General features: G+C 36.3%; 14 protein-coding genes. 6 read left to right on the plus strand and 8 right to left on the minus strand.

Features of this window, described 5'->3' with window-relative positions; genetic code table 11:
• Nucleotides 1-5: 5 nt before the first annotated feature.
• Genes OXQ85_RS07725 through OXQ85_RS07735 form a run of 3 tightly spaced genes read right to left on the minus strand, consistent with a single transcriptional unit; the run spans nt 6 to nt 2,412 of the window.
• Nucleotides 6-512 carry a rod shape-determining protein MreD gene (locus OXQ85_RS07725; RefSeq protein WP_267403281.1) on the minus strand — a complete coding sequence of 169 codons (507 nt, stop codon included), beginning with the start codon at nt 510-512 and terminating at the stop codon, nt 6-8.
• Nucleotides 505-1,359, minus strand: coding sequence for a rod shape-determining protein MreC (gene mreC / locus OXQ85_RS07730; RefSeq protein WP_267403283.1), 855 nt, complete (start codon nt 1,357-1,359; stop codon nt 505-507). Before mreC ends, OXQ85_RS07725 begins: the two co-directional genes overlap by 8 nt.
• A 27-nt stretch (nt 1,360-1,386) precedes the next feature.
• A complete protein-coding gene (locus OXQ85_RS07735; protein WP_027381028.1) occupies nt 1,387-2,412 on the minus strand; it encodes a rod shape-determining protein in 1,026 nt (341 codons plus the stop codon).
• Nucleotides 2,413-2,806: 394 nt separating this feature from the next.
• Between OXQ85_RS07735 and hemA the strand changes: the two genes are divergently transcribed.
• The 6 genes from hemA to hemE are packed head-to-tail and all read left to right on the plus strand — an operon-like array spanning nt 2,807 to nt 8,006.
• Nucleotides 2,807-4,081 (plus strand): glutamyl-tRNA reductase, encoded by a 1,275-nt coding sequence (gene hemA, locus OXQ85_RS07740; protein WP_267403301.1) that lies wholly within the window; start codon nt 2,807-2,809, stop codon nt 4,079-4,081.
• Complete coding sequence (hemC, locus tag OXQ85_RS07745) at nt 4,068-4,976, plus strand: hydroxymethylbilane synthase (protein WP_267403303.1); 909 nt, start codon at nt 4,068-4,070, stop codon at nt 4,974-4,976. The genes hemA and hemC overlap by 14 nt, the downstream gene beginning before the upstream one ends.
• 23 nt (nt 4,977-4,999) lie before the next feature.
• A complete protein-coding gene (locus tag OXQ85_RS07750) occupies nt 5,000-5,581 on the plus strand; it encodes a DUF1287 domain-containing protein (RefSeq protein WP_267403305.1) in 582 nt (193 codons plus the stop codon).
• Between the two features lie 4 nt (nt 5,582-5,585).
• Nucleotides 5,586-6,242: a peptidoglycan recognition family protein gene (locus OXQ85_RS07755; RefSeq protein ID WP_267403307.1), complete on the plus strand. Its 657-nt coding sequence runs from the start codon at nt 5,586-5,588 to the stop codon at nt 6,240-6,242.
• The gene (locus tag OXQ85_RS07760) at nt 6,242-6,925 is read left to right on the plus strand and encodes a uroporphyrinogen-III synthase (RefSeq protein ID WP_267403309.1); all 684 of its coding nucleotides are present in this window, start codon (nt 6,242-6,244) and stop codon (nt 6,923-6,925) included. Before OXQ85_RS07755 ends, OXQ85_RS07760 begins: the two co-directional genes overlap by 1 nt.
• Nucleotides 6,926-6,968: 43 nt before the next feature.
• Nucleotides 6,969-8,006 carry a uroporphyrinogen decarboxylase gene (gene hemE, locus OXQ85_RS07765; RefSeq protein ID WP_267403311.1) on the plus strand — a complete coding sequence of 346 codons (1,038 nt, stop codon included), beginning with the start codon at nt 6,969-6,971 and terminating at the stop codon, nt 8,004-8,006.
• Between the two features lie 105 nt (nt 8,007-8,111).
• On the opposite strand, the gene OXQ85_RS07770 is transcribed toward hemE, so the two are convergent.
• From OXQ85_RS07770 to OXQ85_RS07790, 5 genes are all read right to left on the minus strand, one after another.
• A complete protein-coding gene (locus OXQ85_RS07770; RefSeq protein ID WP_267403313.1) occupies nt 8,112-8,744 on the minus strand; it encodes a nitroreductase family protein in 633 nt (210 codons plus the stop codon).
• 164 nt (nt 8,745-8,908) lie between these two features.
• The gene (locus OXQ85_RS07775; protein WP_267403315.1) at nt 8,909-10,129 is read right to left on the minus strand and encodes a cysteine desulfurase; all 1,221 of its coding nucleotides are present in this window, start codon (nt 10,127-10,129) and stop codon (nt 8,909-8,911) included.
• Nucleotides 10,130-10,539: 410 nt separating this feature from the next.
• A complete protein-coding gene (locus OXQ85_RS07780; RefSeq protein WP_267403317.1) occupies nt 10,540-11,181 on the minus strand; it encodes a 50S ribosomal protein L25/general stress protein Ctc in 642 nt (213 codons plus the stop codon).
• A gap of 56 nt (nt 11,182-11,237) precedes the next feature.
• A complete protein-coding gene (locus OXQ85_RS07785) occupies nt 11,238-12,176 on the minus strand; it encodes a ribose-phosphate pyrophosphokinase (protein WP_267403319.1) in 939 nt (312 codons plus the stop codon).
• 85 nt (nt 12,177-12,261) lie between these two features.
• Nucleotides 12,262-13,806, minus strand: a complete 1,545-nt coding sequence (locus OXQ85_RS07790) for an SGNH/GDSL hydrolase family protein (RefSeq protein WP_267403320.1) — start codon at nt 13,804-13,806, stop codon at nt 12,262-12,264.
• Nucleotides 13,807-13,808 lie beyond the last annotated feature (2 nt).

Below are 13,808 nucleotides of genomic sequence, written 5' to 3' on the forward strand. Positions count from 1 at the left end.
TCTTTTCAAACTTTTTGTTTGATTTTAAATATTAATGCGTAAATAATGATAAATATAAAGGAAATTATACTAGTCACCAACACATTAAGTAATATTTCAAAAAATCGGCTAAACTTGAAGAATTCGATGTACTGCACCAACAGCTGATGCAGGAAGATACTCGAAAAGAGGAACAGTAAAAACTGCGACCACTGTAAAGACTGAAATGAAAAGAAGTCTGTAGAAGTATCTGTAGATGTCCTGAAGATCAATGTTCTGAAATAAGCAATAAGAGTTGTCGCAAATGCATTGATTCCCCATGAATAAAGGAATGAATCCACCGCTAAACCGATTAAAAAGCTTAATGCCAAAAATTGAAATTTGTTCCTAAAAAAAGGATAAAACATTACAAACACAGGATACAGCACCGGAGTATATTTTCCGAAAAGGGTAATCTTGTACAAAACAAAAACTTGTAATGCCACCAAGAAAATCATGATCAATATGTCGGTAAATAATGTTCTACTAATCATTCTCCTTTTTTATTACAGCCTGCATTGTATCTTGAATCTTTTGAACCTCAGCCTTTTTAAGATTTTTAACAACGAAAACCTTGTTCAAAGCTCCCATTTTTTCACTCAATTCCACTGAAATATCCCAGAAACCTGTTTTATTATCAACGGAATATCCAGCAATTGTTCCAATCATTACACCTTTCGGGAAAATAGCAGATTTACCGTCTGTTTCTACGGTATCTCCTACTTTCAAAGCCACATATTTAGGAATATCAGCCAAGTGCATTACTCTGGAATTATCTCCATTCCAAGTTAACGTTCCAAAATAACCAGAGTTTTTAAGCGCTGCATTAATTCTGATTTTATTTACACTTAAAACCGACTGAACCAATGCATAGCTATCGGTAGAATTAATAACGATACCCGCAATTCCTCGTGGCGCCATAACACCCATCTGAGGAAATACACCGTCTCTCCTACCTCTGTTTATCGTAAAATAATTGTTTCTTCTATTGATACTGTTGAAAACGATCTCTCCATCTACAAATGTATAAATTTGCCCTCCTCCTAATGTATCATGAACTTTTCTGAATTGAGGATCTGCAGCACCTTGCTTTCCGTAAAGCTTCACCATAAGATCTTTGTTTTGAGCAACAAGATCTTCGTTTATTTGCTTTAGCTTAAGGTACGAAACCCCTTCATCAATATATCCCGAAACCCATGAATTCACCGCAGCCGATTGGCCCGCAATCCATGATTTCTGCATAGAGTTTTTAGAGAATATCAGAACAAGAGCAATAATTTGCAGGAATATAAAGAAGACAAATAACGCATTCTTTGAAAATAATCTCAGCAAAAATCCCATTCAGATGTGTATTCGTAAAAGTTAGTATTATTTAATTAAGAAATTGAATTTATCCATATTCTTAAGTGCGATACCTGTTCCGCGAACTACAGCTCTCAACGGATCTTCTGCAACAAATACAGGAAGACCAGTTTTTTTGTGTAATCTATCCGCAAGACCTCTCAATAAAGCACCACCACCAGCAAGATAAATACCTGTTTTGTAAATATCGGCTGCCAATTCCGGAGGCGTAAGAGAAAGTGTTTCCATTACCGCATCTTCAATTCTGATGATCGATTTGTCTAATGCTCTTGCAATCTCTTTGTACCCAACCATAATTTCTTTTGGCTTCCCAGTAATAAGGTCTCTACCTTGTACCGGAATATCTTCGATATCTACATCAAGATCTTCAACAGCAGAACCTACTTCGATTTTAATTCTCTCAGCCGTTCTTTCTCCGATGTATAAGTTGTGATGAGTTCTCAAGTAATAAGCGATGTCATTTGTAAACACGTCACCTGCAATTTTCACAGATTTGTCACAAACGATACCTCCCAAAGCTACCACAGCAATTTCTGTAGTACCACCACCTATGTCGATGATCATGTTCCCTTCAGGTTTCTGAACGTCGATACCAACTCCTATTGCCGCAGCCATTGGTTCGTAGATCAAACGCACTTCTTTAGCGTTTACTTTTTGAGCAGAATCTCTTACCGCTCTCTTTTCAACCTCAGTGATACCAGAAGGAATACAGATAACAATTCTCAACGCAGGTTGAATAAATTTACCTTTAATTCCAGGAATTTTTTTGATAAATTCTTTAATCATGTGCTCAGAAGCGTGGAAATCTGCAATTACCCCATCTTTCAACGGGCGAATCGTTTTAATATCCTCGTGAGTTTTACCCTGCATATGCTTCGCCTGCTCCCCGACGGCAATCGGCCTACCCGTAGAACGCTCAATTGCAACAATTGACGGCTGATCTATAACAATTTTATTATTATGGATAATTAGGGTGTTGGCAGTACCAAGGTCTATCGCAATTTCTTGCGTAAACATATCGAATAAACTCATATTTTCCTTCTGATTTTTTAAAGATTTACAAAGATATAAATTTAAGGCTACTAAAGAAATTCCACAAGCATATAATTTGGTTAAAATTTTATTAAAATTTCTAATATTCTATTAACTTTTACTTTAGATATTTACGAACTTTGATTTAAACTAAATTTAACATTCGCCCTGTAGAGAATTAAATCTGCTAAAAAGCAGGTAAATTTAATGATAAGATAACGCCTTTATCCTTAAAATTTTTAACAAAAACTAATAAAAATTGCGATGCTTAAATATCAAAAATGAAATTGCGCTTTCCGCTATTTAGAACCATCCCAAAATAGTTTTTTACGATAATTATCATATACAGTATCAGAAAATAATTTATTAAAAAAGATGTAAATTTGCCCCGCTTATGTTACAGTATTCCAACATACATCAAACGTCGAATTTTGCCGTACTTTCTATTAGCTACGAAAAAGCTGATGTAGAAACGAGAGGTAAATTTGCTTTCTTTGATGAAAACATCAAAAACTTTGTTACCCGAATTCATAATGAAGATTTAGGGGATGCATTCGTGGTTTCCACATGTAACAGAACCGAAATTTACACCACTACCTCCAATTACCTTTTGGTTGCCGAAGAATATTGTAAAACCATTGGCGTAAATCTGATGGATTTTTTACAGTTTGCCAATATTTTGACCAAAGAAGAAGCGTTGACGCATCTATTCAGAGTGGCGGCAGGTCTGGAAAGCCAGATCATCGGAGATTTCGAAATTATAGGGCAGATAAAAAAAGCATACGCACGTTTTAAAAAGGAAAGAAAAAATTCTAACCCTTATTTGGAGCGATCTATAAATTCTGCAATTCAGATTTCAAAAAGAATAAAAAACGAAACAGGAATTTCCAATGGAGCAGCTTCTGTTTCTTACGCAGCTGTTCATTATATTTTAAATAGCCAGAAAAGAATTGCCGAGAAAAACATTCTTTTATTAGGCGTTGGGGAAATCGGACAAAATACGGTTGAAAATTTGGTAAAACATGTTTATCAGCCAAAAATTAAAATTGCCAACAGAACTCAGGAGACGGCGGCCAAGATATCTGAAAAGTACAATATTCCGAATATTAATTATGCAGATTTTGATCAGGAATTAAAAAGCACCGATATTCTTATTGTAGCTACCGGAGCTAAACACCCGATTGTTAACAAATCTCACTTCCCGAACGGAAAAGAAACTTTGGTAATTGATCTTTCAATTCCGAATAACGTTGAAAAAAATGTAACGGAAAATGAAAATGTAACTTTGATTGATGTTGATGAACTTTCAAAACAAATTCAGGAAACCATTCAGCAAAGAGAAAAAGAAATTCCGAAAGCAGAGAAGATCATCAAGGAAATGACGAAAGACTTTCTGGAATGGGAGAAAAAAAGAAAGCTGGCACCAAATATTCATCATTTCAAAGCGGTTTTAAAGAATATGGAACGCAACGAAATGCACAATTTTTACAGAAAAAATAAATACATAAACATCACGGATATGGAACTTTCCGACAAAATGATTCAGAAAATCACCAACCGTTTTGCAAAATATATAATAGATAATCCGTTAAAAGCCGAAGAAATTAGTAAATTAATGCACGAAATATTAGTTGAACAACCAAACAACGAATTCAATGAAAAGCATTAGAATCGGAACCAGAAATTCCGCACTTGCCCTTTGGCAGGCGAGAGAAGTTGCGAGGCATCTTCAAAATAATAATTATTTAACGGAAATTGTTCCTATTGTATCTTCGGGTGATAAAAATCTTACTCAGCCGCTTTACTCTTTAGGAATCACGGGAGTTTTCACAAGAGATCTTGATATCGCATTACTGAATGACGAGATCGACATTGCTGTGCATTCTCTAAAAGACGTACCTACCTTACTTCCCGAAAAAATAGAACTGATTGCTTATCTGGAAAGAGATTTCCCTCAGGATGTTCTCATCAGAAAAGAATCTGCAAAAAATAAAGAATTCCACGAGCTTAAACTGGCAACTAGCAGCTTGAGAAGAAGAGCATTTTGGCTGAAGAACTTTCCGAATGCTGAATTTTCTGATATCCGTGGAAATATACAGACGCGTCTTCAGAAGCTTGAAGATGGCGATTTTGATGCAACCATCTTATCTTTGGCGGGTATCAAAAGAATGAAAATGGACATTGATCATGAGATGCTTCCGTTTTTAATTCCGGCGCCTTCACAAGGAGTAATCACAGTTGCAGGGCATTCAGACAAACCTGAAATCAACGAGATCCTTAGCTCAATCAATCATAAGCCTACCCAAATTTGTGTAGAAATGGAAAGAAATTTCCTGAATACGCTGGAAGGCGGTTGTACAGCACCAATTGGGGCTTTTGCTGAGATCTTTGAAGATCAGATTCGCTTCAAGGCGGCACTTTGCTCATTAGACGGTAAAAACTGCATCGCGACCGATGAAAGTTTCGTTTATAATGAAGAAGAAAATTTCGGGAAAAAGTTTGCAAAAATTGTTCTTGAAAATGGCGGGAAAGAATTAATGGCTGAGATTAAAAGCCAGATTTAATTAATCCTAAAATTTCGTGCATAATGAGAAAGTATTTCACTATTCTTATCATTATATATTGTGCTTTTACTGCTAAAGCGCAAAATCAGTTTGCTCAGAAATTGTCTGCCGCAGCGTTAAGCTTAACAAAAGACAAGGTTTCATACGATCCTGCTTATTTCGTCATTAATTATCCGAACGGAGATGTTCCGAAAGATAAAGGCGTTTGCACCGATGTTGTGATTCGGGCATATCGAAAATTAGGAATTGATCTTCAGAAGGAAGTGCATGAAGATATGGCGAAAAATTTTTCAGCCTATCCGAAAACCTGGGGACTGAAAAAGCCTGACACGAACATCGATCATCGCCGAGTTCCGAATTTGAGAATTTTCTTTGCTAAATTTGGAAAATCAAAGTCAATAGAAACCAACCCTGAGCTTTATGTTCCGGGAGACATCATAACCTGGCTTTTACCTGGAAATTTAACCCACATCGGAATTGTGGTGAATAAGAAATCGGCGGACGGGAAAAGATATTTAATCGTACATAATATCGGCGCCGGACAAGTGATAGAAGATTGCCTATTTAAATTCACCATTACCGGGCATTATCAATATCCTAAATAAGTTTATGAAGAATATTATTTGCTTTTTGTTTTTATCGATCGTAGGTTTTACATACGCTCAGAAAGGTGATCCCGAAATTATTAAAAAGCCAATAAATTATTCTTCCGAAAGGGTAAATTTAAGCATCGATTACCTTAAATCTCACTATAATATTACCCAAAATACAGCAACCATTTCGCCAAAAATGATCGTTCTTCATTACACAGCGGGCGGAACGGTGGAAACTAATTTTAAATACTTTAATAAAACCCATCTGGAAAGTGCCAGAAATACTTTGAAGAAACAAAGTACGCTGAATGTTTCCTCACAATATATTATCGACAGAGACGGAACGATTTATCAGCTGATGGAACCCAACATGTTTGCGAGACATACCATTGGTTTAAATTATTGCGCCATCGGGATTGAAAACATCGGAAGTAAAAAACAACCGCTCACCGAACAGCAAATTACCGCTAATGCGCAATTGGTAAGATATTTAACAAAAAAATACAATATAGAATATCTCATCGGGCATTCGGAATACGGAGCCTTCAGAAATTCCAAGCTTTGGAAGGAAGTAGATCCTAATTATTTCACCATAAAAGAAGATCCCGGAAAAGATTTCATGAATAAGGTAAGACTCTTAGTCTCCGATTTACATTTAAAAGACAAACCATAATGAAGATTTTATTTACCAAAAACATAGACCAAGCTGTTATCTCTAAATCTTTAGGAGAAGAAGTTTCGATTGATTGTGTTGAGGTAATTAAAACCACTCCTATGCAAGTGGATTCATTTGATCTGAAGAACCATTCTCTAATCTTTACCAGCGTGAACGGAATTATTTCTTTTTTCAAAAACGGATTTCAGCCCAATGAAGATTTTACTGCAAAAAATTACAATAAAATCTATTGCGTTGGCGAAAAAACAAAACGTGAACTCAGAAAACACGGTTTCGGAACTTTTAAAGTGTTGAAAAACGCTGAAACACTTTCGAAATTTATCATCGGAAACTGCCAGCACGAAAGCTTTATTCACTTTTGCGGAAACTTAGCGATTAACGTGCTGGATAATGACCTTCCACTGCAAAACATTCAATATAAAAAAGTTACCGTTTATAATACCGAAGAAACCAATCCTGTAATAACTGAAAAATATCATGCTGCTGTATTTTTTAGTCCGAGCGGAGTTCGTAGTTTTGCAAAACAAAATTCCCTACAGGATATGATGCTTTTTTCGATTGGCGAAACCACTTCCCGAGAGCTGAGAAAGCATACTTCAAAACCTGTTTTTACTTCAGAAGGAAATAATTTGATTTCCGTTCTTGATGTAATAAAAAAGGAAATTATAAACAAAAATTGATATATTTTAATTGTCATTCTTGGCAATATTAGTCTAATAAATTATGATTAAAAACGACCTGTATTTAAAAGCACTTCGCGGAGAAACCGTAGAAAGACCACCCGTTTGGATGATGAGACAAGCCGGAAGATATTTGCCGGAATTCATTGCGCTACGCGATAAATATGATTTCTTCACAAGATGTCAGACTCCGGAACTGGCTTCCGAAATCACGGTACAACCCATCAGAAGATACCCTTTGGATGCTGCGATTTTGTTCTCTGATATTTTGGTGGTTCCGCAAGCGATGGGGATTGATTTCAAAATGAAGGAAAACGTGGGTCCTTGGTTGGATAATCCGATCAGAACAATGGAAGATGTGCAAAATGTTGCAGTTCCGGATGTGAATGATACTTTAGGCTACGTTTTTGATGCGATTGAACTGACTTTACAGAAATTAGACAACGAAATTCCATTGATCGGTTTTGCAGGTTCACCTTGGACGATTCTTTGCTATTGCGTAGAAGGAAAAGGAAGTAAAGCTTTTGATATTGCAAAATCTTTCTGTTTCCAACAACCGGAAGCGGCACATTTATTACTTCAGAAAATTACAGATACTACGATTGCTTATTTGAAGAGAAAAGTTGAAAAAGGCGTTTCTGCCGTTCAGGTTTTCGATTCTTGGGGCGGAATGCTTTCTCCGGCGGATTATCAGGAATTCTCTTGGAAATACATCCATCAAATTGTTGAAGCTTTAAGCCCGTTGACACACGTTGTGGTTTTCGGAAAAGGATGTTGGTTTGCTTTGGAAGATATGGTACAATCTCCGGTTTCAGCTTTAGGTGTTGACTGGACGATTAAGCCGGAATTTGCAAGAACACTGACGAATCATACGATGACGCTTCAGGGAAATTTTGATCCTGCAAGATTGCATTCGACCCCTGAAACCATTAAAAAAATGGTGACTGAAATGATTAACCGTTTTGGAAAAGACCGATATATTGCAAATTTAGGACATGGAATTTTACCAAATATTCCTTTGGAAAATGCAGAAGCATTTATCCGAGCGGTGGTAGATTGGAAGCCGACTGTTGAGTTTTGATTCTCGCAAATTTTGCAGATGACGCAGATTTCTTTTTCTTACATAAAATACAACCACCCTTTCAGTAATTGAAAGGGTGGTTTCTATATGTAAATTAATTAATAATTAGTTGATTTCAGTAATGAAATCTTCTTTCGGTTTTCTCACTTTCGTAAGGTTTACCAGCCAGTCATTCGAAGCGTCTCTGTAACCAATTGGCAACAACAGAACACTTTTCAGACCTTTTTCTTTTAAGTTTAAAATAACATCCACTTCTTCAGGTACGAATCCTTCCATTGGCGTTGTATCTACCTCTTCGAAAGCTGCTGCGATAATTGCTGCTCCAAATCCGATATACGCTTGTTTTGCCGCGTGTGTGAAGTTTTCTTCAGCCGATCTTTGAGGATACATTCCCAATAACATTTGTCTGTAATTTTCCCAGCCTTCATTTTTGAAACCTCTGATATCATTGGTTAAATCAAACATTTTATTGATTCTTTCTTCCGTATAATTATCCCAAGCGGCAAAAACCAAAAGATGTGAGCAATCCGTGATTTGTGGCTGATTCCAAGCGTGAGGCCTGATCTGCTCTTTGATCTCCTGATTAGTCACTACAATGATTTCGAAAGGTTGAAGTCCGCTTGATGTAGGTGCTAATCTTGCCGCTTCCAATATTTTATCCACTTTTTCCTGTGGTACTTTTTGACCGTTCATTGCTTTGGTGGCAAATCTCCAGTTTAGTTTTTCAATTAATTCCATGTGTTATATTTAGACCAGACAAAATTAAATCAAGTCTTACAACTACAGAGAAAGAATTTTCAAATTTGATTAATTGTTAATATCTATTATTTAAAATCAATCTAAACAACATATTAAAACAAAAAACTCTAAATATCAGGAGGTCAATTTATATAATCATTGTTTTATGATAACATTTTCTGAGCTTTTTTCACACCTTCCACCAGCAAATCAATTTCATTGAAAGTATTATAAACCGCAAAACTTGCTCTTACCGTTCCTGCAATATTAAAGAAATCCATAATTGGCTGTGTACAGTGATGCCCGGTTCTTACAGCGATACCTAGTTTATCTAAAATCATTCCCACGTCAGAAGCAATTCCGATGCCTTCAAGATTGAAAGAAACAACACCTGTTCTTTTTGCTTTTTCACCGTAAATTTTAATTCCTTCAATTTCTAAAAGTTGTCTTTGGGCATATTCCAATAAGGCATTTTCATGATTTTGGATATTTTCCTGCCCTACTTTCTGAATGAAATCAATTGCAGCTCCTAAAGCGATATTTCCCCCTACATTTGGTGTTCCTGCTTCGAATTTGAAAGGAAGTCCTGCATACGTTGTTCCATCAAAAGAACACGTTGCAATCATCTCTCCTCCTCCATGGAAAGGCGGCAAATCTTCAAGAATTTCCTGTTTTCCGTATAAAATCCCGGTTCCCATCGGAGCGTACATTTTATGCCCTGAAAACACGAAGAAATCGCAATCCATTTTTTGAACATCAATGGTAAAGTGAGGCGCAGACTGAGCGCCATCGATTACGATATAAGCGTTTGTATTTTTTCTTGTTTTTGAAATAATTTCCTCGATTGGATTTACAATTCCCAAAGCATTTGAAACCTGATTAACAGAAACAACTTTTGTTTTTTCACTTAAAAACTCATCAAATTTATCTAATTGAAGAATTCCGTTTTCGTCGATGGGGATTACCCTAAGTTTTGCTCCGGTTCTTTCACAAAGCATTTGCCACGGAACGATATTCGAGTGATGTTCAAGGTAAGAAATGATGATTTCATCGTCTTTTTTTAATTTCTGCGTTAAAATATAAGCAATGAGGTTTAATCCTTCTGTTGTTCCTTTCGTAAAAATGACTTCGAAATCATGTTTAGCATTAATGAATTTCTGAATCTTTCTTCTTGAAAGTTCCATTTCTTCGGTTGCCAATTGGCTCAAAGTATGAATTCCTCTATGAACATTAGCATTAAGCTCTGTATAATATTGATTCCAAACTTCTAAAACGGAGTTCGGTTTTTGCGATGTTGCTGCATTGTCTAGATAAACCAACGGCTTACCGTTCACCTTCTGATCTAATATAGAAAACTGACTTCTGATTTCCTGAATGTCAAACATTTATTATAATTTTAAATTAAAACGCTCTTATTTAGAACACTTCAAATTTACGGCTTTTTTTCGGATTGTGGTTGAGAGTTGCTTGTTGTAAGTTGATAGAAAGATTCGATGTGAAATATACTTTATATATTTAACACTAAAGGTTGCTAGGAATGGATAATTTTATTGTGAATACTTACGTTCGCAAGGGCATTTTACTTAGCGAATGATAGCTATGAATTTTTTTTAACTGAAATTGTTATTTTGAACACTCAGAGCACAAAGATTTTGATTACTTTATGTTTTTTAGTTCACAAAGGCGTTTCACTTATAAAAGGGTTCGTATTTTTTTGAAGTGAAATATTTAATTTTTAATCATAAAAAAACCTGCCAAAAAATTGACAGGTTTCATATTTTTAAATAAGTAATTCTTATTCTGCTGCAGTTTCTTCTGCTGCAGGAGCTTCTCCTTCAGCTGCAACTTCATCTTCATCCTCATCATCCTGAGCTGCTGCTCCACCTTTCATTGCATTTCTAGACATCTTAACAGCTACAACAACTGCATTGTCTGGGTGCATGAAAGAATATCCTTCAGTTTTGATACCTCCGATGTAAAGTTTGTTACCAATTCTTAATGGAGTAACATCTACAACTACCTCATCTGGCAAGTTTGCAGGAATAGCTTTTACTTTCAATTTTCTGAAAGACTGACGTAAAACACCACCAGCTACAACACCTTTAGAACGACCAGTGATTCTTACAGGAACTTCCATAACAACTGGCTTATCGTCAGCTAATTGATAGAAATCAACGTGAAGAATTCTGTCTGTAATTGGGTGGAACTGAATATCTTGAAGAACAGCAGGAATTACCTGTCCGTCGATTTCAATAGATACCGTGTGTGCTTCTGGAGTATATACCAAACCTTTGAAAGCTCTCTCTTCAGCAGAGAAGTTCAATGGTTCTGCACCTCCGTAAACAACACAAGGAACTAATTCAGCATCACGTAAAGCTTTTGTAGACTTTTTGCCCACGCTTTCTCTTTTTGTACCTTGAATTGTAATAGATTTCATTTATAAAAAATTTAAAAAATTGTTTCAAATTAAATTTGCAAACTTCTAAATATCAATTAAATAACAAATTTACTGCTAATTGATTGATGCTCATGAACCATCTTCATAACGTCCGCAAATAATGGGGCGCAAGATAGCACTTTTATTTTAGATGACAAATTATTTTTCACAGGAATTGAGTCAGTTACAATAACTTCCAATAATTTTGAGTTCTCAATATTATCATAAGCCTTCCCTGAAAGCACTCCGTGAGTAGCCATTGCTCTTACCGATTTTGCTCCTTTTTCCATTAAGATATCTGCAGCTTTGCACAATGTACCCGCCGTATCAATCATATCATCAATAAGGATTACGTTCTTTCCAACTACATCCCCGATAAGGAACATTTCTTCAACTACATTTGCCTTTTTTCTTTCTTTGTAAGCAATTACTACGTCTGCACCAAGGTGACCTGCATAGTTTTTTGCTCTTTTCGCACCTCCCATATCCGGAGAAGCGATAGTAAGATTTTCAAGATTCAGATCTCTGATGTAGTCTACGAAAATTGTAGATGCATATAAATGATCTACCGGAATTTCGAAAAATCCTTGGATTTGGTCTGCGTGAAGATCCATCGTCATTACTCTTGTTGCACCTGCAGCAGTCAGAAGATTTGCCACCAATTTCGCTCCGATTGGGGCTCTTGGCTTGTCTTTTCTGTCTTGTCTTGCAAGTCCGAAGTAAGGAAGTACTACCGTAATGCTTTTTGCAGAAGCTCTTTTCGCTGCATCAATCATTAAAAGAAGTTCTAACAAATTGTCTGCTGGAGGGAATGTAGATCCGATTAGGAATACTCTTCCACCTCTTACAGATTCGTCTAAAACGGGTTCAAATTCACCGTCGCTGAACGTCTGAAAGTTGATTTTTCCTAATTCTTTCCCATAGTGATGGGCAATTTTTTCTGCCAAGTCCTTACTCGTTCTTGTGCAAAATAGATAACTTAACTGATCGGCCATTTTTACTTTTTAAAAGATTTTGCAAATTTAAAAAAAAACCACAAGAATCTATCCTGTGGTTTCTAAGTTTTTATTTTATCAATTATTACGGGAATTTTATACCTGAATAATTGTTCGCATTTACCTGTGGCAATGTAGATTTATAAGTCGCGTTGATTGATTTTATAAATTCATTGGCAATAATAGCATATCCTCTACCAGTAAGGTGAACTCCATCTAAAGAGAATGCACCACCAGTTACGAAGCTAGCCGTATATTTCACACCATCCCAATAAACTCCAGACTTAGAGCCAAGCTCGTTCATTTTCTTATTAGCATCTACAAAAGCATATCCTTTTGAAGCCGCCGCAGCCTTGATAGTCACATTATAAGCATCAATAGTCGTATTGATATCTGCAATTTCAGAAGGAATCAAAATGTATTTATCGGCAAACGGATAAGCAACTCCTTTTGCAGAAAGCGCGGCTAAAGCGGTAGGTTCAGCTTTTCCGATTTCTGCTTTTGTTGTTAAAGGAACCAAATCTCCAGCTTTTGCCTGTCTTGCCTGCCCGTAAGTATTCCCAAGATAAGTAGCCAAAGCCACCAACTGAGCATTTCCTGAAGCAGCCGCAGCAGCCGTAATCTGAACTTTAAGATCTGGCAACGTTTCATCTTTAATCAACAGAGGATTTGCTGCTGTTTTAGAAAGAGGTTTAATTCTATCTCCAGCTCCAAATGCTGTTAAAATTTGATTTAAAGGCCCATATAAACTTGCATTTAAATTATCAATATTCGCTTCTCCAGCAGCAACATTTCCGTTTCCTAAAACTGCAGCAGTTAAAGGGTTTGTAGGAATTGTAGTTAATGAAGGAATAGACGTTACACTCGGAATATTAGCAATGACACCTTTCGCATTTGTTGTTGCAATTTCAGCAATTAATGCATTATAATATTGTGCAAACATCGCCGGAGGTGTTAATGTTTCAACCGAAGGATCTGCACCTGCCAAAGCATATAACAAAGCATCATTATTCCCGATCCATAAAGAAAAGAATGTAGGACTCTGCGCTTTAAAATCTTTAATAACAGAAGTTGTAGGGCTGGATGCAAATCTTACAAAATAAGGGTTTGCCGTTTTAGGAATTACTCCTGCCACATTTCCATAATTATCTGCTAATAAGTGCGCTACTTTTGCCCCCGGAACTCCAAGATTATTAAACGGACCAGGAAGAACAGTATTTGTTAAAGTAGTTGCTACACCTCCATTGGCATTTTTCAGATCTGGAGAACCATTAATAAAACTATCAATATAAAGTTTTGTGTTTGCAATCTGAAGATTGGTGCTTCCACCAACATTTAAAAGCAAACCTCCGTTATTATCCGGCATCATAGGCTGCTTGAAATCTCCACCGCCTACTAGTTTCATCTGCTGGGCAATCATGGAAGGGTAAGATTCATTCTGCCCGTCTGCATAGAGCGCTCCGTCTCTGTAACCTGACGTCAAAGAGTTTCCTAATGCTACATAGGTTTTAAAATCTGCTTCACCCTTACTTACAACAACATCTTTTACGTCTGTATCAAAATCATGCTCGCAACTCGTTGTGAATAGTAACGCAGAAACAGCGATTGTAGAAATTATAATTTTTTTCATAG

It is taken from the genome of Chryseobacterium sp. GM_Chr_2 (assembly GCF_026540445.1).
Lineage (GTDB): Bacteria > Bacteroidota > Bacteroidia > Flavobacteriales > Weeksellaceae > Chryseobacterium.

Coding starts and splice junctions, on each gene's coding strand:
- OXQ85_RS07725 (WP_267403281.1), bottom strand. CDS start 512: ATGATTAGTAGAACATTATTTACCGACATATTGATCATGATTTTCTTG.
- mreC (WP_267403283.1), bottom strand. CDS start 1,359: ATGGGATTTTTGCTGAGATTATTTTCAAAGAATGCGTTATTTGTCTTC.
- OXQ85_RS07735 (WP_027381028.1), bottom strand. CDS start 2,412: ATGAGTTTATTCGATATGTTTACGCAAGAAATTGCGATAGACCTTGGT.
- hemA (WP_267403301.1), top strand. CDS start 2,807: ATGTTACAGTATTCCAACATACATCAAACGTCGAATTTTGCCGTACTT.
- hemC (WP_267403303.1), top strand. CDS start 4,068: ATGAAAAGCATTAGAATCGGAACCAGAAATTCCGCACTTGCCCTTTGG.
- OXQ85_RS07750 (WP_267403305.1), top strand. CDS start 5,000: ATGAGAAAGTATTTCACTATTCTTATCATTATATATTGTGCTTTTACT.
- OXQ85_RS07755 (WP_267403307.1), top strand. CDS start 5,586: ATGAAGAATATTATTTGCTTTTTGTTTTTATCGATCGTAGGTTTTACA.
- OXQ85_RS07760 (WP_267403309.1), top strand. CDS start 6,242: ATGAAGATTTTATTTACCAAAAACATAGACCAAGCTGTTATCTCTAAA.
- hemE (WP_267403311.1), top strand. CDS start 6,969: ATGATTAAAAACGACCTGTATTTAAAAGCACTTCGCGGAGAAACCGTA.
- OXQ85_RS07770 (WP_267403313.1), bottom strand. CDS start 8,744: ATGGAATTAATTGAAAAACTAAACTGGAGATTTGCCACCAAAGCAATG.
- OXQ85_RS07775 (WP_267403315.1), bottom strand. CDS start 10,129: ATGTTTGACATTCAGGAAATCAGAAGTCAGTTTTCTATATTAGATCAG.
- OXQ85_RS07780 (WP_267403317.1), bottom strand. CDS start 11,181: ATGAAATCTATTACAATTCAAGGTACAAAAAGAGAAAGCGTGGGCAAA.
- OXQ85_RS07785 (WP_267403319.1), bottom strand. CDS start 12,176: ATGGCCGATCAGTTAAGTTATCTATTTTGCACAAGAACGAGTAAGGAC.
- OXQ85_RS07790 (WP_267403320.1), bottom strand. CDS start 13,806: ATGAAAAAAATTATAATTTCTACAATCGCTGTTTCTGCGTTACTATTC.